General features: G+C 60.4%; 15 protein-coding genes. 6 read left to right on the plus strand and 9 right to left on the minus strand.

Features of this window, described 5'->3' with window-relative positions:
- Positions 1-41 precede the first annotated feature (41 nt).
- The 4 genes from hutU (at position 42) to ONB52_05930 (ending at position 5,424) form a co-directional block, all read left to right on the plus strand.
- Positions 42-1,706, plus strand: a complete 1,665-nt coding sequence (gene hutU / locus ONB52_05915; protein MDZ7415681.1) for a urocanate hydratase — start codon at positions 42-44, stop codon at positions 1,704-1,706.
- Positions 1,703-2,980 carry an imidazolonepropionase gene (hutI, locus tag ONB52_05920; GenBank protein ID MDZ7415682.1) on the plus strand — a complete coding sequence of 426 codons (1,278 nt, stop codon included), beginning with the start codon at positions 1,703-1,705 and terminating at the stop codon, positions 2,978-2,980. Before hutU ends, hutI begins: the two co-directional genes overlap by 4 nt.
- A gap of 9 nt (positions 2,981-2,989) precedes the next feature.
- Positions 2,990-4,135: a DNRLRE domain-containing protein gene (locus tag ONB52_05925; protein MDZ7415683.1), complete on the plus strand. Its 1,146-nt coding sequence runs from the start codon at positions 2,990-2,992 to the stop codon at positions 4,133-4,135.
- A 65-nt stretch (positions 4,136-4,200) separates the two neighbouring features.
- Positions 4,201-5,424 (plus strand): hypothetical protein, encoded by a 1,224-nt coding sequence (locus ONB52_05930; protein MDZ7415684.1) that lies wholly within the window; start codon positions 4,201-4,203, stop codon positions 5,422-5,424.
- Positions 5,425-5,568: 144 nt separating this feature from the next.
- On the opposite strand, the gene ONB52_05935 is transcribed toward ONB52_05930, so the two are convergent.
- From ONB52_05935 to ONB52_05965, 7 genes are all read right to left on the minus strand, one after another.
- A complete protein-coding gene (locus ONB52_05935) occupies positions 5,569-6,867 on the minus strand; it encodes an oligosaccharide flippase family protein (protein MDZ7415685.1) in 1,299 nt (432 codons plus the stop codon).
- Entirely contained in the window at positions 6,864-8,102 is a 1,239-nt protein-coding gene (locus ONB52_05940; GenBank protein MDZ7415686.1) for an O-antigen ligase family protein, read from the minus strand. Before ONB52_05940 ends, ONB52_05935 begins: the two co-directional genes overlap by 4 nt.
- 200 nt (positions 8,103-8,302) lie before the next feature.
- Positions 8,303-9,376: a hypothetical protein gene (locus ONB52_05945; GenBank protein ID MDZ7415687.1), complete on the minus strand. Its 1,074-nt coding sequence runs from the start codon at positions 9,374-9,376 to the stop codon at positions 8,303-8,305.
- Positions 9,342-9,992: an RNA polymerase sigma factor gene (locus ONB52_05950; GenBank protein MDZ7415688.1), complete on the minus strand. Its 651-nt coding sequence runs from the start codon at positions 9,990-9,992 to the stop codon at positions 9,342-9,344. Before ONB52_05950 ends, ONB52_05945 begins: the two co-directional genes overlap by 35 nt.
- A gap of 295 nt (positions 9,993-10,287) precedes the next feature.
- Positions 10,288-14,190: a hypothetical protein gene (locus ONB52_05955; protein MDZ7415689.1), complete on the minus strand. Its 3,903-nt coding sequence runs from the start codon at positions 14,188-14,190 to the stop codon at positions 10,288-10,290.
- Positions 14,191-14,253: 63 nt separating this feature from the next.
- Positions 14,254-14,748: a MerR family transcriptional regulator gene (locus tag ONB52_05960; protein ID MDZ7415690.1), complete on the minus strand. Its 495-nt coding sequence runs from the start codon at positions 14,746-14,748 to the stop codon at positions 14,254-14,256.
- 42 nt (positions 14,749-14,790) lie between these two features.
- Positions 14,791-15,708, minus strand: coding sequence for a GMP synthase (locus ONB52_05965; GenBank protein MDZ7415691.1), 918 nt, complete (start codon positions 15,706-15,708; stop codon positions 14,791-14,793).
- A gap of 560 nt (positions 15,709-16,268) precedes the next feature.
- Between ONB52_05965 and ONB52_05970 the strand changes: the two genes are divergently transcribed.
- Positions 16,269-16,640: a hypothetical protein gene (locus ONB52_05970; GenBank protein MDZ7415692.1), complete on the plus strand. Its 372-nt coding sequence runs from the start codon at positions 16,269-16,271 to the stop codon at positions 16,638-16,640.
- A 418-nt stretch (positions 16,641-17,058) separates the two neighbouring features.
- Positions 17,059-17,691, plus strand: a complete 633-nt coding sequence (locus ONB52_05975) for a sulfite oxidase-like oxidoreductase (GenBank protein MDZ7415693.1) — start codon at positions 17,059-17,061, stop codon at positions 17,689-17,691.
- 3 nt (positions 17,692-17,694) lie between these two features.
- On the opposite strand, the gene lnt is transcribed toward ONB52_05975, so the two are convergent.
- Together lnt and ONB52_05985 are read right to left on the minus strand one after the other, a co-directional pair.
- Positions 17,695-19,392, minus strand: coding sequence for an apolipoprotein N-acyltransferase (lnt, locus tag ONB52_05980; protein ID MDZ7415694.1), 1,698 nt, complete (start codon positions 19,390-19,392; stop codon positions 17,695-17,697).
- A complete protein-coding gene (locus ONB52_05985) occupies positions 19,389-19,814 on the minus strand; it encodes an RNA-binding S4 domain-containing protein (protein ID MDZ7415695.1) in 426 nt (141 codons plus the stop codon). Before ONB52_05985 ends, lnt begins: the two co-directional genes overlap by 4 nt.
- Positions 19,815-20,083 lie beyond the last annotated feature (269 nt).

The following is a 20,083-nucleotide window of genomic DNA, read 5'->3' on the forward strand; positions in this document are numbered from 1 at the left end:
TGGCGTTTTTGTTTTCGACGTTTTCATTGCGGAGGGGTAAGATGACCACGAGCACAGCACGTCAGATTCGGGCGCCGCGCGGCACCACTCTTTCCTGCAAGGGCTGGGTGCAGGAAGCGGCCCTGCGCATGTTGATGAACAATCTCGATCCCGAGGTTGCCGAGCTTCCCGCGGCGCTGGTGGTCTACGGTGGCCGCGGCAAGGCGGCGCGCAACTGGGAGTGCTTCGATGCCATCGTGCGCTGCCTGCGCGAGTTGGAGTCGGATGAAACGCTGTTGATCCAATCCGGCAAACCGGTGGGCATGTTCCGCACCCATCGCGAGGCCCCGCGCGTGTTGCTCGCCAACTCCCTGCTGGTGCCGGCGTGGGCCAATGCCGCTTATTTTCGCGAGCTGGAAGATCGCGGGCTGATCATGTACGGCCAAATGACGGCCGGAAGCTGGATATACATCGGCACACAGGGCATCCTGCAGGGCACCTACGAAACATTTGCCGCGGCCGCTGCCAAACATTTCGGCGGCTCGCTGGCCGGCCGGTTGGTGGTCACCGGCGGCATGGGCGGCATGGGCGGCGCGCAACCTCTGGCTGCCACGATGAACGGGGCCGCCTGCCTGGTGGTGGAGGTCGACCGGCAGCGCATCGAGCGCCGCATCCAACAACGTTATTGCGACCGGCTCGCTGAAAATCTCGATGAAGCACTGGCTCTGCTGCTTCCTGCGCAGCAGAACAAACAGCCACTCTCCGTCGGTTTGGTGGGCAATTGTGCCGAGGTTTTGCCGGAGCTGGTGCGCCGCGAGGTGGTGCCCGATGTGCTCACCGATCAAACCTCTGCGCATGACGAACTCAACGGCTATGTGCCGCATGGCCTGCCCTACGCCGAGGCGCTCGCGCTGCGCGCCAGCAATCCCGCAGAATACATCAAACGCGCCTACGCCTCGATGGCCGTGCACGTGCGTGCCATGCTGGAGCTGCAAAAACGCGGTGCGGTCACTTTCGATTATGGCAACAATCTCCGCGCGCAAGCGCACAAGGCCGGTGTCAGCAACGCCTTCGATTTCCCCGGTTTTGTGCCCGCTTACATTCGCCCGCTCTTCTGTGAAGGCAAAGGCCCGTTTCGCTGGGCCGCGCTTTCCGGCGATCCGCAGGATATCGCGGTCACCGACGAGCTGGTGTTGCAGTTGTTCCCCGGCAATTCCGCGCTGCGCCGCTGGATCGAGATGGCGCGCACGCGCGTGGCCTTTCAGGGATTGCCGGCGCGCATCTGCTGGCTCGGCCTGGGCGAGCGCGCCCAGTTTGGGCTCGCGCTCAACGAGCTGGTCGCCGCCGGCAAAATCAAAGCGCCGGTCGTGATCGGCCGCGACCATCTTGACTGCGGTTCGGTGGCCTCGCCCAACCGTGAAACCGAAGCAATGCGCGACGGCTCGGATGCCATTGCTGACTGGCCGATTCTCAACGCTCTGCTCAACACCGCCTCCGGCGCCTCCTGGGTGTCGGTGCATCATGGTGGCGGCGTCGGCATCGGCTATTCGATTCACGCCGGACAAGTGATTGTCGCCGACGGCACCCCCGAGGCGGCGCGCCGTCTGGAGCGTGTGCTGACCAATGACCCGGGCATCGGGGTGGCGCGCCACGCCGATGCGGGCTACGAGCTGGCCCGGCAAGTGGCGCGTGAACGCAACGTCAAGATTCCCATGCTGCCGGCATGACGGCTCTCCTGATTCACAATGCCCGCCTCGCCACCCCGATTGCCATCCGGGGCGGGAAGCCGGAATGGACGGTGTGCGAGATTTTCCCCGCCGCGCTCTATTGTGAAAATCAGCGCATCGCACGTGTCGGCAGGCAGGAGACGGTGCTGGAGGATTTGCCCGCCTGCGATGAGCTTGATGCGCAGGGCCGGCTGTTGACCCCGGGTCTGGTCGATTGCCACACACATCCGGTCTTTTTCAATCACCGGGCGCATGAATTCGTGCTGCGCGTGCAGGGTGCCACCTATCAGCAAATTGCTGCCGCCGGCGGCGGCATTCGCTACAGCGTGCGGGATCTGCGCAGCGCCACCGCAGAAGAATTGTTGCAGCGCGTGCTGCACCGTCTCGATGTTTTTTTGGAACACGGCACCACCACCATCGAAGCCAAGAGCGGTTACGGCCTGAGCCTGGAGCATGAATTAATGTCGTTGCGGGTGCTGCAACGCGCCGCCGCCGCGCATCCGGTCGAAATCGTGCCGACTTTTCTCGGCGCCCATGAAGTGCCGGACGAATATCGCAGCCGGCGCAGCCAGTATGTGGATTTGATCATTCACGAGATGATTCCCGCGGTCGCCGCGCAGGGGCTGGCGCGTTTCGCCGATGTCTTTTGTGAGAGCCACGTGTTCAACCAGACCGAGGCCCTTCAGGTGCTGCAGGCGGCTGCCGCGCACGGTTTGCGGCCGAAGATTCATGCCGACCAGTTGTCTGAAAGCGGCGGTGCCCGGGTGGCGATTGCCACCGGTGCCGTTTCCGCCGATCATCTCGAACACACGCCGGCGGCCTTGCACGAGCCGTTGCGCCAAGCCGGGGTTGTGCCCGTGCTTCTGCCCGGCGCGGCTTTTTTCCTGGGCGCGAAACAGTATGCCGATGCCCGCGCGATGATTGCCGCCGGCCTGCCGGTCGCCATCTCCACGGATTTCAACCCCGGCTCGTGCATGACCGAAAGCCTGCCGATGATCATGACCCTCGCCTGTCTGGCGCTGCGCCTGACACCGGCGGAAGCGCTGGTGGCTGCGACCCTGCATGCCGCTCATGCCCTGGCGCAGGGGAACCAAATCGGTTCCCTTGAAGTTGGCAAGCAGGCCGATGCCGTCCTGTGGGAAGCGGACTCGATAAATGAAATTCCCTATCATTTCGGCATCAATCTGGTTTTCACCGTTGTCAAAAAGGGCCGCGTGGTTTTCACGCGCCATGCTGCACACCGGACTTTGTATGAGACACATCCCCACTGTTGAGCGCCATCCATGAGTTTACCGCTGAAGTTTAAGAAGTGGCTGCCGGTCGCGCTGGCTTTGGCCGCCGTGGCTTGTACCAATGATTCGCCGCTTGCCATAGATTCCGAGCTGCTGCTGCCCGGCCAGCGCGGTCAGGCCGCACTGCAACTGGGGCCGCTGGCAGCAATGCTCGACAGCTCCGCGGCCCGCCCCATCCCGGTCGCCACCGGTTATGTGCTCAGTGCCAATCTCGATGAAATCGAAAGCCGTGCGCTGGTGCGCTTTGACAGCCTGGTCGCGGTGAAGAATCCGATCACCAAGGCGGTGCTCAATGTGACGGTCTCGCGCACGGCCAACGACATCAACACCACCTACGCGCTCATGCAGGCACATGTGGTGCGCGCCGCCTGGGATCCGGCGACGGTGCAATGGGAGGATATGGCCGCCGGCCAGTTTGACGCACAGCCGCTGGCCACCAGTCTGGGCTCGCGCGGGGCGACATTGTACGCCTTCACGCTGGATACCAGCCTGGTCAATGCCTGGCGCCGCAAAGCACAACCCAACCACGGCTTCCTGATCGAGGTGTTGCCGGTGGGAGTCGGCATGGAGATCAGCGATTTCTCCCTGCAGCTTGAGGCGGCCGGCACCACCACCGCGATCAACCAGAAGGCCACGCGCACCGCTTTTGTGGCACGCCGCATTCCCGGCGCGGCTCTCCCTCCGGGGCCGGTTTATGTTGGCCATTATGTCGGGAAGAATGAGAAGTATCAGGCCGCGCTTTTTTTCAATCTGAATGCCATTCCCAAAGGCGCCACCATCAGCCGGGCAGTGTTTCGCGCGCAGATCGACACGACCGTGTCGCAGTTCGCGCACGGCCCGGTGAATTTGGAATTGTTCCTGCTGGCGGAGGCACAAGCGGATCCCCTCACGGCACCAGCCGACACACTGGGTCCCTCCCGCCAGTTCACGGTGACCGCGAGCAGCCGCCAGGTGGAGTCGGTGGTCACAGAGTTGATACAATACGCGATCAACAGGTCGGGTTTCCACGGTTTGTTGGTGCGCCCTTTGGGAACGCTGCTCGACCGCAGCCGCGTGGCTTTTTATTCGCGCGAAACCGATCTCAGCCGCGCGCCCCAGTTGCTGGTCCATTACACCCTGCCGCCGGCCGGGCGCTGAGCCGAACCGTTGTTCGGCAGCATGCACCAACCGTTGGCGGCCAACCAATTTCTGCTCCTGTCACCATGATGAAGCGTGCCCCTCATTGTGTTGTACTCCTGATCCTGCTGCTGGCAGTTTTGCCGGAATGGCTCGCTGCCCAGTCGATTTATTCACGGCGCGGCATCGGCCTGATTCGCTATCGTGACGAGGCCAAGGCCCTGGGCATGGGCGGCGTGAGCCTGGCGATCGCCGACAGCGTGTCGATCTACCTGCTCAATCCTGCGACCATGGCCAGCATCACCACCACCCACATTCAGGGCGGGTTTCTCTACGATCGCACCAGCTTCGCCAGGCAGGGCAGCAACTCGAGTTTTCAAGATGCCAATGTCAGCAGTGTCAGCCTCCTGCTGTCGCTCAAACGCGGCTACACCTTCGCCTTCGGTCTGCAGCCCTACAGCCGGGTGGAATATGCCTTCCGCGGCAAGGGTGCCACTGATTCCACGCAATATGAAGAATCACTGGTGGGATCGGGAGGGTTGGACAACGCCTACATCGCGCTGGGCGCAACCCTCGGCCGCTTCCGTCTGGGGGTGGCCGGTGATTTCTATTTCGGTTTGATCGAGCGCACCTGGGAGGTGCGCCACGCCAATTCCCTGTATCGCAGCACCAAGGATGCAATCACGATCAAACTGGGCGGCTTCGGCATGCATGGCGGCGTGCAGACACAGATCGGCAATTGGGAGGCGGGGGCGGTGTTCAGTCTGCCGGTGCAGCTCAGCACTGAGATCAGCCATTATCCCCAATTCGATGATGACCGCCTCGTTTTGTTCTCGCGTACTGTCGAATTGCCGGCGTGGTTCGGTGCCGGTGTGGGGTATCATCCCAATCCACACTGGCTGCTGGCCGCGCAATGGCGCCGGCAGCAGTGGGGCAAGGTCGATCCCGACAAGCTGCTCGACGCGCAGGGTGTGAACGCCAATCACTTCGGTCTGGGGGTTGAGGTTATGCCCAGCCGCGACCCGCTGGAAGGTTTCTTCAAACGGCTGCAATATCGTGCCGGCTTTACGCTCAGTGAGCTGCCCTATCGCGAGCCGGCCGGCGCCAATGATCTGCGCAAGCTGTCGGAATGGACCGTGACCGGGGGTGTGGGTTTGCCTTTCAATCGCGGCTTCAGCCGCATTGATTTTGCCATCGAATTCGGCGCACGTGGCGTGGAAGCGGGGAATTTGACCAGGGAAAAGATTTTTCGCTTTTCCGCCGCCGTCAGCGGCAGCGAACGCTGGTTTCAGCGCCGCAACCGGAATTGAGATGGCCGGACTGACCGGCGCCTGTGGCAACGTTCAAGGCCAAATCAGGACACCCTGGTTTGGCCTTTTGCATTTGTCGCCGCGGCCGGGAAAAATGATCGCGAGCGTTGAGATTTTCAGGAGAGCGGCAGAGGGTGATCCGGATCATTCACGTATCAGGGAGGATTTGAGGTTCTCGAGAAGGTGGAGATCCGCACGGCGTGGCAGAATGATCTCCGCCAGCGAAGCGCCGTTCAGGCGTTGATAGGCGCGCAGCAGATGGAGCGTCGCCAGAGTGTAAGACAATGAACTGGCCAGCGCCGCGCCCAGAATGCCGAAGCGCGGAATCGTGCAGAGATTGATGCCGAGATTCGCAAAAAAAGCCAGAGCCAGTGCCTGGTTGTTTTCCCGCGGATGGCCGCGGCCAACCAAATGGCTGGTGAGCAGATTGCTGAGCGCATACATCACCACGCCGGGCAACAACAACCACAGCGCCGGCACGGCCGGAACAAACGCCGGCCCGAAAACCAGCGTCACAATATGATCAGCCAGCAGCCCGAGCAGCAGCGCGGCCAGCAGGGTAAGCCAAAGGGTAAACCGGCAGACCCGCGAGGTGAGCTCCCGGGCTTCAAGCTCCGAAAGCCGGGAGGCCTGCGGCAGCAGTACCACGGACAAGGTCTGTGGCACGAACCAGAGTATCTCGGCGAGAACAGTGGCGGTGGAGTAGAAACCCACGGCCGTTGCGTCGAGCAGGGAATTGCAGAGAATGAAATCGAGGCGCCAGCTCAGCAGGTAGAGCACGATGCCGGGATAGGTTTTAAGACCGTAGCCCAGCGTCTCGCGAAACAGCCTGGAATGCCAGCGCAGGCCAAAGCGGGCTCGTTGATAAATCCGCCGGCAGGCATGCAGCGCCACCAGAGCATTCACCGCGCTCCACCACAGCATGGCGCTGGTCACGTGCAGACCGTGCCCCCACAGCAACAGCAAAAAACCGCACAACAGAAGCACCTGCCGGCTGAGATTGGGCAGGTTGAAGCCGCCAATATCATCGTCCGCCAGTGCAAGATAGTTGAAAATCAAAAACAGAAGGTGGAAGGGAGCCGCCCAGACGGCGAGTGCGGTGAGCGAGGGCGCGATGTCTTTGAACAATAGCGCATCTGCCCATGGCCGCAGCAGCCAGTAAAGCCCGAGCAGCGCCGCCCCGGCGGCCAGTGAGAAGATGAGCGCATTCTCAGCGGCCGGGCGCAGTTCCGCGCGTTTTTGGCCGAGCAGATAGATGTTGGCATTGGTAAGACCGAGGCTGATAACCTGCGCCAGCAGCATGGGCAGGAGCGTCAGCACGGCATAAAAACCCTTGCCCTCCGGACCCAGAAAGCGCGCGGTCAAAGCCGAGATGAGAAAGCCGAAGACGGCGATGGCGATGCGGCTCGCCAGGGTGAGCGAGCTCTTGCGCAGGAAGCTCATGTCACGGCCGGTTTCATACCGGCGGGCGCAGCCGGCCTCGGCTCCACCTGCCCCAAGCCATAGCCGATGAGGAACCAAAACATGGTGACCACCTCGGCGTCACCGAAAGTCCAATCAAAAAGCCCGGCAACCAGAAAACCGATCATGGCGGCACGCACTGCACGCACGAGTGATTGCCCTGCGGGATTCGCCTGTGCCAGCACCCGGCCAAGGCGGCGCCACACCTCCACCATCAACCAGCCGAAAGCAAGCAAGCCCACCGCGCCCACACTGACCAGCAGGGTAAAATAGGTGCTGTGATAATGGCCGATGTGAAAAACGTCATAGGCGATGCCCTCGTTGAAATCGGTGCCGGGTGGCGCATAGTTGCGCGTCAGCGCCGCCAGATCACGCCAGCCCACCCCGAACAGTGGATGGTCGGCGAAAATCTGCAGGGCATATTGCCATTGCACCAATCGCACCTGGGTGGTGGTGACGCTGGGATCGAAGATGCTCAGCATGCGTTGTTGCAGCGCCACCGGAGAAAACAGAAATGCCACCACCAGCACCGCTGCCGCAATGGGCAGTGCGCGCCGCCATTGCCGCGCGAGCAGATAGAGCACGCCGGCAGCATAGCCCACGTAAGCGCCACGGACCATGCTGAACAGCAAGGCCGGTAATTGCGGCAACAGGGCCAGCATCGCCAACCCGCGCTCTCGCCGGGAGGGCGCGGCCAGTGCCACTTGTGTCGCGATCAAGGCAAACATGGCGGCCAGCGCGCCCCAGGTCATGGTGGTCGATTGCGTGGCCATGACTTTGACATGCGCGCCGAGCAGGAAACGCAACAGGCCGTAGCCGGCGGTGCCGGCAGCCACCGCCACAAAAGTCCACAACAGCGGCCGGCGCCAGCCGGGATGGTGGCGCAGGGAATGAGCGACGCCATAGGCGCCCAGCACCGTCAGCAAATGCCGCAGGTTGCGCAAGCTCTCGGCTGGTGTCTCGGACAGCACGGTGGCCAGCACACAGGCAAGCGTGAAGGCGAGCAGCGGCCACTCAAAACCGAGTGTCAGCGCGGTCCAGGTGCCGTGCGTCCCTCGCCGGACGAACTGCAGGACAAGCGTGAGCGTCAGCAGTCCCAAACTCATGTGGGCACCGGCAATGGAAAAATTCACAAACGCAGCCAGGGCGAACAAAGCAAAAGCCTGGAGCAAGGTCAGCCATTTGTTACAACGCAATTGCGGGGCAGGCACAGCCATTCCGGAGGTTCCTTGCAGAGCATGAGTTCGGGGAAAGCGATCACACCGGCGCCGTTGGCTGAGGCCGGCGCCGGCAATATAGCGAAAACCGGTGCGGGTTTCAAAAACAAATCTTGCAAGGCGAAGACGAGGAAGGCCTCATCCTTTCGCCGGACGGGGCAGAAGGAGGTTGATGCTCCGCGGGAGCGGCAGGAGTTGGTTTATGAATTTTTTGAGTTCAGGATGACCCGGTCAAGTTGGTCCCGCAGTTGCATGGCCCGTCGCTGGCGGTCATTGGGTCGCGCGGCCGTCACCGACAAGTGTTCCCGCGCCCGCACGGGATCCTGCAGGATCAAATATCCCTTGGCCAGATAGAAATGCATCAGGTAGAAGGTCTGTATTCGGTTCAAGGAAGAATCCGCGGCGGCTTTGGCCACCACCGGCTCGCTGCGGCTGATCGCAGCAGCAACCATCGCGGCATCATAACGGGGCGCCAGAGGATTCCAAACCGACTGGTGCGCGAGTTTCAAACTGGCGAAGAGATCATAGAAGCTTGCGCGCAACAGCCGGTAGCCGTTGCGGTTTTCCTGCGCGATGAACCGCTGCGCGGCAGCTTGTGCCTGTTGGAACTCCCCCGCAATCAAATCGAGCTCGATTTCTTGGAGCGAAGTTGCCTCTGCATTCGCGGGGGCACCCGCCCGGCGCTCGGCGAAAGAGGCAAAATCCTCATGTTGAAGAGACCCCAGGCGATGAAAGGGGGATTGCCAAATTTGGCGCACGCCCACGCTGCCGAGATAGAAGGCGGGCACACAGCCCGCCAGCACGAGGGAGACCAGCCGGCGTGATGATTTGCGCTTGTGGCGGGCAAACAGGCAGGGCGGGGAAGCGGGCAGTTCCTTCTTTTCGATCCGCTCATCTGCCAGCACCGCAGCCACGATGCGCTCCGCGGCATCACTTTTCCGGCGGTAATAGGCCAGGCGTTTGCGGCACAGGCTGCATTCCTGCAAATGGGCGAGCACCGCGCGTGCGGTGCCCGCCGGCGTGAAGTGTTCACTCAGACACTCTGCCTGTTTTTTCTCGGCAAGATATTCCAGGATGGCGTCTGCGCTGGGATGGCTGGCCTGCAGGTAACGGCTGAGGCGTTGACGCCATCTCGCAGAGTCGCGAATGAGCTGTTGGCAGCTTTGACAATGCTGAAAATGTTGGTGGGCTTTCTGCAGCAGGGTTTCCGGAATCGGCTCGTCCAGGCGCAAAGCTCGCTTAACGCTTTCGTGCTCGGTGTGCGTCAAGTCCATGATGACGACCCTCCCCATAATTTGGATGCATCAGGCTAAACAGCTTTTTTTTTGCGCGAAAATACAGCAGGCGAACGGCCCCGATGGGCTTCTTCAAGTGCTGCGCAATGTCATCGTATTCCCAGCCATCCAGCACGCGCATGACGATAACCAGCCGCTGCTCCGGCTGCAGGTGTTGGAGAAGCAGTTCGATCTCCAACCGGTTCTCAAGGCGGGCAGTCTCATGCGACAGCTGCAGTTCCGGCAGGTCTCTGCCGGGTGTTTCAAACATCGCCTCGAGCGATTCGGAGCATTCGCGGTAACGCTTTCGAATGAATCTTTTTCTCGTCGCGGTACAAACCACCCCCAGCCATGCGGGAAGATGACGTATGCTGTGCAGCTTTCCCAGAAAGGCAGCGATCACCTCTTGCGCAAAATCTTCATCAGAAAGGCCGGACGGCAGGCGGTCGTGACGCACGAAGGCACGGGCGCATTTGCGCACATGTCTGCACAACATTGCAAGTGCCGCAGAATCGCCGGATTTGGCATCTGCCAGAAGCCGCTCCCAGTCTTGGATTTCCTTCCCTCCCCTGCTGTCACCGGCTTGCCAGTGCTTATCGGTGTTTTCGCCGGGCATGGGAACTCTCGATTTAAGTGGCGAGAAGCGACGCGCAGTTGCTCACGATACCGCAGCGAGATCCGGGGCAGACCGCCTGGTTACGTTGGAGCTTCAAAACTGCAGCCAAACATAAGCGTCGAAACTTTCAATTACAAGTGGAAATTGCTGCTTACTCGAAAACGAGCCCATCATGTGCTTGCCGCCCAAAGCGGCACGAGGCCTTGTGCCCACCAGATTGTGGCGGGGCAGGCCAGCGCCGGAACAGCCCTGGTGTCGGGGTTTATGGCTTGCCGGTTGTGCCAGTTCCGCGTTTTCAGGGTCGCCTCTGTGCCTGCCAGAGTTGATGGCGGCCGCGATACTCGCGTCGAAAATCATCAATGGTGGCAGCCAGACTCGTGCGGCGGCCGGGGGCGGTGTTTTTCCACACCAACTCCACCCGGCGGGCATGAGGCGAGAGCGGAATGGTCTCCACCTGTGGAGCAACCGCCTGCCGGTCAACCAGAATACTCGTTACCTCGGCAAATTTCGGTACATGAAACCACAGATAACGTGGTACCACCTGCCAGCGTTGTTCCAGGTCGATCACCAGCCGGTCTGCCAGCGTGGTGGCGGCAAGTGAGATTCGGCCAAATTTTGTGCTGGCTTGGGTCAGGGTGATTTTGCCGCCGGGCTTCATCCAGGCGGGAGATGCGGCGGGGAACAAATGCAAATCCCGGCCCTGCTCGCGCAGCAACATGTTGCGCACCAGTGTGATCAATTTTGCGCCTGGTGCCTCGCCGGGCAGATTTATCTCGAGCTCCTCCCGCTCGCTCCAGGGCTGCATTTTTGTCCCGATGAGTTGGTGGCTGGCGCTGGTGTGGAGCAGCAAAGCGTACAAGTCTTGTACTGCCATATCCGGCTCATTTCGGAGCAATGCCGCCTCCGCCAGCAGAAGGGTGATGTGTGGATCCAGGCTCCCGTCTGCCGGCCGGACATAAAGACCTTCTTCAAAACTGCTGCGCAGGGTGTGAATGGCTGCACTGACTCCGGCATCACCCGGGTCCACCACCTGTGCCGCAACCGCCGCCTGCAAAAGCTCACGGGCCTCTGCGTCCGTCATGCGTTTGCTTGCGCCGGTTGTCCCTGAGGTCGATGATCGGCGGAAAAGCTGTTGCCGCAGCGTGGCCTGCAACCCCTCATGCTGCTGCAGGTAATGCTCCGCCAGAGTGGACAGTCCGCTCACTCTGGCGATGGTGGCGGCATTCTCCAGGGCACATACCTGCCAGGCCACTGCTGGCGCCGGGGAATGGCCGGTGGCCTGCTGCAGCTTGTCCCGCACTGCTTGCAGGAAAGCCCGGCCGGTGGGCGATTCGTTGTTGAATTCGAGATGTTGCCGCACCGCACGGCTGAGGCGGGCAAGGGTTTCCCAAGTGGCGGTGGAGGTGGAGTCCACGGCATGGCGGTTTGCCGGCAGCCGCTGTATGATGCCCCGCAGTATTTTTTCCGCCAGTGAATGATGGCCCATCAAATCGAACGCGGCGGCGGCCTCACCCGCCTGACCGAAGTGGGAAGGATTTAGCCGCGCCGGCTCGCCGAACAGGATGGCATTGTAGATGAGGTGAGCCCGCAGCGTCTGTCCGATCTTGGCCTCCGGGAAGTCGAAACGGGCGCCGGCCTCCAGAAATTTTTGCCATTGTGCTGCAGTTTGCGCGGCTGCGAGTTGTGGATCGTGAGGAGAATCGCCCACGCCGGGAGCCAGAGGTCTTGCGGGAATCATCAGCACCAGCCGGCGAGATTCACCCGCTGCCAGGCTGAATTGGTAGGAGATCAAACCGGCCATTTCATGGGCGGTCAGCCGCGCACGTGCCGGCAGCTCGATGCGCGCCGGCGGCGTTTCGGGCAAAATGCAAATGACTTGCCCGCCACGCAGCACTTGCCGACCGGCTACGCGATATTGCCACTCCGGCTGAAATGGCATCGTCCCTGGCAGGCGCACCCCTTCACCACGAAAGCGCACGCCCACCCCCAAAGGTGCCGTCCGCAGGCCCTTGCCAGTGTTGGTTATCTCGATCTCGACATAATGCTGCGCCGCGCCGGCGGAATCAGCAGGCCAGGCAGTGAAAGTTTTGAAGCGGTAGCGCACGCTGTCCCGGCTTGTGCCGAAGCTCACGATCGGCAGATATTCATTTTGCAGGGTTTTGTCGCGGCAGGTGAGCGGCTGCAAATCCGTTCCGCCGAAAAACATGATCTCGCTGGCGCCGGTGTAGATGAAGCCCTCCGCGGTGACCTGTGCCATGGCTGTGGCGTTGTGCGCGCCCAACAACGCCCATGGCCGGCGCAGATATTCAAACGGCTCGGACTCATCCAGGCTCGGCTCCATCATGGCAGCCGGCCGGTGTTGCGCAACCGCGCTTTGGAGATTGCCAATGACCACCGGCCCCCGCAGCGCTGCCGGCAGCGTGCCGCGACCATCCACGCGAATCACCAGGCTGTTCGGCTGTTCGAATCTCACCGCGGGCGTGAGGTCCAAAACCGGCGGCTTCTCCGGTGTCGTCGCAGCCGTTGACTCCGCGGCAAACAACGATTTGTTGTTGAGCCAAACCTGACAGGCACCCGCGACCTCTCCCAGACGCAACCATACTTTTTCTCCGCGCCAACTGCGGTCGAGTGTGAACTGGTGGCGATACCATGAAACGCCCTCATAGCCGGGCGGATTGGCCTCCTGCCAGGCATCGCCCAGGCGCACCTTGGGCCAGAGCTGTTCGTGAATCTGACCGTCGCCCCAGCGCGTGGGACTGCCTTGCAACCAGGGGTCGATTTTGAAGGACCAGTTCTCCGCAGTGAGCAGCAGCGCTTTGGCGCGCTTCATGTGGAAGCCTTCGATATGAAAGCGCATCGTTTCCCCGGGTTGCAGCGCCACACGGCCGGACCAGCTCGGCCGCCAGATGCGTGGCAAATCCTGCTCATCGAGGGCGAAAAGCTGATTGATGGCAGTCAGAATCACGCCGCTGCCCGCCGGGTCGGCGACGAAGTCGAGCCAGAGCAGATCTTCCGCGGTGGTGCCCTCCGGCAGGGGCAGGGCGGTTTGCCGCGCATACGGCTCGGAGGAGGTGATCACGAGCTGCGGCGACCACAAGTGGGAGGCATATTCCCCCGCGGCGTTGCGATATTTGGCAATGAAAAAGCCACCGCTCTCCCGGTTTGCCTGCAGTGGTTGGGCGTGGAATTCCACGAAGAGATAACGGCGTAAATCCGCGATCGGCTCCTCGGCGGGACCTGTCAGCCTGTGCTGTTGCTCACGCCGTGCCTCCGCCGCACTCACTTGCCAGGTCCAGGGCTGCATCAACAGCAGGCGTTCGCGCGCCTCGCCCTCCGGCAGTTCCAGCCGCGGCGGCAGGGCGAAGCGCAGCCGGCTGGCCAGCGTGTCGGAGAGCATGTTGTTGCGGGTGATGATTTGCAGAGTGGGTTGATTGTTTTCCAGGCCCCCACGAAACTGCATGGTTTTGTGATTACGGCCCTGGTAGTAGGCGATTTTGCGTTCGCCATTGGGCTCCAGTTCAACGCGGTAGGCCCATTCAATATCGGCGTAGCGCCCCCAGCGGTGCAACAGCCCCGGCGGCGGTGTGCCGGCATCTTCATTGCTGTAGACCACGGTGTAAGTTAGCCGCCGCGGTCGCCGCGCGGCATCATATTCTGCCGTATAGGCAAGCAGGAGCGGCACATCCGAGTGGCGGCCATCGCGCCGGCCAAAAAGCAGAGGGGCATGGGCGAGCATGACGTAGTGGGGGTGATCCTCCTCGTAGAGGTCGAGCCGGACATTGACCATCTTCAGCTCGCGCTCACGTTCGCTCTTCGAGGAATCGGCGCGCAGCACTTCCAGGGTATGGCTGCCGGCGTTGAGATGGCCGAGATGCACTTCATAGTAATGAAAAGCGCGACCGCGGACCGTGACGACGTGAGAACGCAGTCTGCCATCCACCGCCACCCCCAGCACCACGCCGGGCACGGCGGATTCCTCCCAACTGGTTTCGGAATAAAGCTGCAGGGAGGCGATGGCCTGTGCCGGCTTCTTCAGGATAAACTCGGTACTCCAGCCCTCCTGGATCATGATCGTGCGGCTGTTCAACTTGAGCGTGTTCGAGGCACTGCCCAAGCCCTGCGCCAGGCTGGCGATGGGGAAGAAGATCGCCAGGCCGGTGAAAAATGTCAGCGTCCAAAGCCGATGGCTTTTTCTCATACTCCGCTCCCGCCTGGATGAAAGAGTGATCAGAAAATGTCGGACAATCGTCCGTCGTCTTGATCAATTCGATGTGTGTTCAGATGATGGCGAAGATGCTGGTGAGGGCAAATCCCCGTTCGTCATGGCCGGTTTTACGTTTGCCGGCGCCGCACCGGCAGCCGTCTCGTGCAGCGGTGCCGCGCCCTCACGCGCTGCCGCCGGCCTGGGTGGCAGCAATTTCAGCAGGTTTTCCAGCTCTTTTTTGATTTCGTAGAGGGCATCTTCGCTGCGCAAATCGTCGAAGGAGAGCGACAACTGTGGGCTGGCCTGCCGTATGGCTTTCAGGCGCTGCCGTGCGCCGGCAATGGTGTATTTCTCGCGGTACAGCAATTTTTTGATGAGGAAGATGAGCTTGATGTCTTCCAGGCTGTAGGCACGGTTGCCGGAGCGATTTTTCCGGGGCCGCAATTCGGGAAATTCCGTCTCCCAATAGCGCAGGACGTAGGCCTGCAACGAGGTGATGCGGCTCACTTCGCGAATCGAATAATGCGTTTTTTTTGCCCGGCGTGTGCTCATGTCCTGCTTAATCGTGCACCCCGGCAGGCGGCCATGGGGCGGCTAGTTCACGGTCTGGCCGGCATATTCGGGCCGCAGCCTGGCAATGGCATCCTGCAAGAACCCGGGAATGATGGCCCGGCGTGTGGCGGCCAGGCATTCCGGATCCTGCAGCCGGCGGATCAGCTCCTGGTATTTTTTCTCGCCGTGCCTGGCGATGATGTCCTGCTTGCGTTCCGGTTTGACGGCATGCACCAGCATGCTGCGCGGATCGGCCTCCGGATGAAATTGCACTCCGATGATTTCCGGCGAAACCCGGATGGCGGTGATCGAGCGTTCCAGTGGAACATGCGGCCGAATCTTTTCGAGCGAGAGAACCTCGGCACCCAAAGCTTGCAGTACCGTCGTGTTGGGCTCCACCACCTGCCAATCGCGGAAATCCGCGGCATAAAACGGATTTCCCAGGCTGGCATACAAACGCTCACGCTCGCCGGCTGGCGTTTTGTGAATCGGCATGATGCCGAATGATTTCGACCCCCGCTTGGTGACTGCCGCGAGCTTGAAGAAACGGCACATCATCTGAAAGGAATGACAGATGGCAAAGACATATTTGCGGGCGTGTGCCTGCGCTTCCCGCTGATTGTGCCGCCAGATCGCCTCCCACCATTGAAAGTAGCGGCGCTCCCACAATTTGCCTTCGCCGTCAAACGGGCTGCCCGGTCCGCCGGTGGAAATATAGATGTCGAAATCCAGCGTGCAAATTTCCGCCTTGTAGCGGGTTTCAAAAATCTCGTAGGTGACGGGTTGCGCCCAATATTTGCCGTCACTCTCAGTAAGCAGCTCTTTGATGCAGCGCATGCCCTCGTTGGGCAGGTTGTCATAGAGATCAAGCACGGCGACACGGATGGGCGCAACCGCGGCCGGCCTCCGTGGCACGGCAGGCCGCTGGCGTGTGTTTTCGGCCAGGTTTGAAGTTGACATGTGAACCGTCGAATATCAAGCACGGGATGATGACGTGCAGATGATAAGGCGCCGCTGAGCGCGCCCGCCCGGCCGCCGGTTGGCGGAAGTGCGGGTGAAGGCCATAGTCTCCGCCGCCCAACCCCGACAGGCGAGCCAAAATAGAAAAAAAACCGCGCAAGCGCAAGCGTTGTGCTGTTGCTGGAACAGACGCGTCACCCCCAATAAAAATCACCGGTTTCACAGGGGGTGTGCTTTTCCCCCGGTCGTTCCGGATTCACAAGAAGTAAAACCAAGCCCGGTGCCATCGATTTCTTGATTTCGAGCCGATTTGCAGTCGCCTGGCCTGACCAAGCGAGATCAGCCTTGAGAGGAAATCCTTCCCAATGCTTTGTTCCAAACAAATGAAGTGATATGGCAGCCAGCAGGGGGTGAAACGCACGACAACAAGATCTTTCAGGAAACTCCGCATTCGGTGCCTCCTGCCGCTACTTGAGCACAGATTTTGGGTATATGGTGGGTATTCCTGCCGAAATTCACAATACCTCATGGGCTAAGTCATTTTATTCTATGAGTAAGTCATGGGGAATCAGCAACTCTTTCCGTTAATCCTGGCTGCTGTCATCGTCGGTGTTGCCCTGGTGCGTGGCATGGAGCTTTACCACGAGGAAATTGCCCTCCATGATCAGCAGGAAATCCAGAAAACATTGATAGCGGCTGCCTTGCGTGCGCAATCATGGTACCGCACACCCACCGCAATGGGCGGAGGCGGCCGTTCGTTTGCGAGCATCACCTGGGCGAAGATCAATTTCAACTCGAACACGTCGATTGCCGTGCTGTCCATGTCGCACAAGAGGCGGGACAGTGTTCGCCTCACCGCTGTCAGCATCGAAAATCCTGCCCTGCGAATCAGCTACACGGTCTATCCCGATTCCCTCGTCCTGATGCCTTAAAGGGGAAGGCATCGCCGTGCCAAGCCACCACAGTAACCAGTCCCAGGAGCTTGAACTTTGTTTCTATCGGCTGCTTGCTCTGACGTCACGGCAACCCTGGGCACTGGAACCTTGCCGCAACGCTGCCACAAACAGCGCTTGCATGAGAATGATGCCGGCCTATATTCTCTCCCGCTGAGCCCAGCCTCACCTGCTTTGTGGACTCGCAAAGGGCGGAATAAAACCAACTGCATCGCGGTTTATTTTGTATCCGTCCGAGGTCGCAAGGTTTGGAGACAACGCTCCTGCACTGGCTTGGCAGTTGCAGGAGCCCCCCGGTGTTTTGCAAGCCCGGACTCAACCCGGCTTGGAAGGTTTTCAGACAGCTCCTGTTTCAGAACTAACTGCTGGAATTGCACCATCGCGGAGGTTGGCCGTCATGTCGTTTTTCGATCCGATCAAACGTGTGCAACGTCTGCGGCAGGCTGACCCCCGCCGCCAGCCGGATGCCGAGTTGCGTGAACGCATCCCCCCGGGCCAGTATCGCACGGAGAAATTCCCGGTGCTGACTTATGGAGAAACACCAGTGGTTGATTTGAAGGATTGGCGGCTCAAGGTGTGGGGTTTGGTGGAGAATCCGATCACGCTGACCTGGGAGGAATTTCAGGCGTTGCCACGCAAGAAGATTCACGTCGATATTCATTGCGTCACGCGCTGGAGCATGTTGGATACGGAATGGGAAGGGGTGCCGTTTTCTGTGATCGCGGAGCTTGCCAAGCCGCTGCCCACGGCCAGGGTGGTGATGGAGCATTCCTATGGCGGCTATACCACCAATATGCTGCTCGAAGAGATGTATGATGCCGGCGTGCTGCTCGCCGACACCTACGATGGCCGGCCGCTGGCACGTGATCACGGGGGGCCGTTGCGGTTGGTGGTGCCCAGGCTCTATTTTTGGAAAAGTGCGAAGTGGCTCAACGGGCTGGAGTTTCTCGCGCGCAACCTGCCGGGCTTCTGGGAGCGTTATGGCTATCACATGCACGGCGACCCCTGGACCGAAGAACGGTTTGGGTGATCGTCACAGTGCAGACGCTGCAGGCAGCCGGTGTTCACCCGCTGCCTTTTTATTTTTTTTCTGCCACCAACGCATGGCAAGCATTCCCGCCACCAGCACTCCCAGCAATGCCACCAACCAGTCACCATAGCGCGCATAGATCGTCGGCGGCATTTCCATCAGCGGCACGCGGGCGGTGAAGCAGGCGGCGGTATCGAAGGCGGTGCGGTGGGTGATCTCGCCGGAGGGCAGAATCACCGCGGAAATGCCGGTGTTGGTGCTGCGCACCTGCGCCATGCGCGCTTCGACACAGCGCAATTGCGAGAGCGCGAGATGCTGCTCCGGCTCCTGGAAGCGGCTGTACCAACTGTCATTGGTCACGTTCAGGATGAGGTTGGCGTTTTTTTGATCGTAAACACGCATGTAGTGCGGCGAGAGCGCTTCGTAGCAAATCAGCGGAGCGAGGCGAAAATCGCCATAAATCATCACCTCCGGGCCGGGGCCGGTGCCAAAGGTTGACACCGCCGGAATCCAGTCTTTGAGCGCCGGAAACCAGTCGGCGAAGGGCATGTACTCGCCGAAGGCCAGGAGAATGTGTTTTTTGTACAGCGCCACCGGCTCGAATTTCCCCGGTGCCGTCAGGCTCATTGAGTTGTAAATTTTGTAAACCGGTTTGCGTTCCCGCACATAGCCACCGGTGACGATCGGCGCACCGGCTCGTTCGGCCAGATCCGCCAGCTCCTGATGGGTCGGGTGGAATTCCGGAAAAGGATAGGGATAGCCGCCCTCCGGCCACAGCACGAGGTCGAGTTGCTCCCGGTTTGGCTGGATGAGTTTGCGCGTGAGGTCACGGTGGACTTCGAAAAATTTGTAGATCGTGGCGGTATCCCCGTACTGCGCCTGCAAACGCTCGTAGTTGCCAAGATTGCCCTGCACCACACCAATGTTCTTGTGCGTGGCGCACCGCATCTGTTCTTCGACCTGATGTAGACGAAAGTGACCGTAGCCAAGGCTGAACAACAGCATGGCCATCCCCGCGCCGGCGGTGATAATTTTTTCCGAATGGTCGAAAGCCGGTGACAAATTGTGCCCCAACCAATGGCGCAACCCGGGTTCGAGCAGGGCGAAGATGGCGTAGTTGACCAACAGGATTTGGAAGGTGAGCAGGAATGGACCGCCCAGATCCGCAATTTGAATCAATGGAATGATTTTGTAGATGGCATTGCCGACATACCAGTCGAACAGTTTGGGGAAGAACCGTTCGACGAGGACAAACACTGCCGGCACCCACAGCACCTGCCATTTCATGGAAAGAGGCCGGCGCAGCCACGCCACCAATCCGCCGGTGACCGCAAGATTGGCAGCGCCTACGGCCGCATATAACAGCATGATGGGCACGGCCAGCCACCACGGCAAACCGCCAAATTCAACTACTGTGTAAGCAATCCAGAAAAACCCGCCGAGTGCCATGACGAAGGAATACAGCCAGGTGTATCTCACTGTCTCCTTGATGCCGCTGCAATGATTGAGCAGCCAGAAATAAGGCACATAGGCGATTGCAACCAGCGGTGTCCAATTGATGGCGGGATAGGAGAGAAATCCAAGACACCCGCCGGTAATGGCCATGAAGAGTTTGAGCCGTCGCAATCCGGGCGCGGATGGGTCCATGTGTTGTGGACGGCGCACCACCGTGGTGGAGGGAGAGGGTTGGGAGCGTTTCATGATCGTCTCAGCCCCCGCCAACGCTCCAGTTCCCGCCGGTCTTTTTTGGTGGGCCGGCCCTTTGCCGGCCGGGGCAGTTGCCGCTCCGCTGCCTTCATCAGTTTCATCATCTCCAGCGTTTCGGGTGAAAGCTCGGGGGTGGTTTCCTCGTAGAGGAGTTTGGCATCCCTGGCGGAGAGACCGCGCGTGGGGATTTCCTTGATGGTGAGCGTGCGGTAGTGATGCGCGACTTTGACGGTCAAAACATCGCCAATATTTACCGGCTTCGAGGCTTTGGCGACATGGTCATTCACTTTGACACGGCCCAACTCGCATTCACGCGCGGCCTGTTCCCGGCTGGGAAAAATGCGGGCCAGCTTGAGCCATTTGTCCAGGCGCATGGTGCGCCTGAAGCCGGAGGGATCAGCAGTTCCTGCGGGCATGGTTCACAATCAATTATTGGTTTTCTTCAAAGAGAGAACCCTGTTGCCAGGCGATTTGCCGCTTGCAAGCACATATTTCCCGGCATCCTTCTCTGTTGCTTCCAGCGCCTGCCAAAGCCTTGCATCAGACTCCTCGATCGGCTCTTCTCCTACTTCCTTCAGAGAATGGCGTCGGATGAAATCGGCAGCCCTTCTCCTTCTACACCACTATTTATCCACTCATCCACTATTCATCGCACGCCGGTGAGGAGTGAGAGGCGAAATTGGCG

The sequence above is a fragment of the candidate division KSB1 bacterium genome, assembly GCA_034506255.1.
GTDB classification, from domain to species: Bacteria; Zhuqueibacterota; Zhuqueibacteria; order Zhuqueibacterales; family Zhuqueibacteraceae; genus Coneutiohabitans; species Coneutiohabitans thermophilus.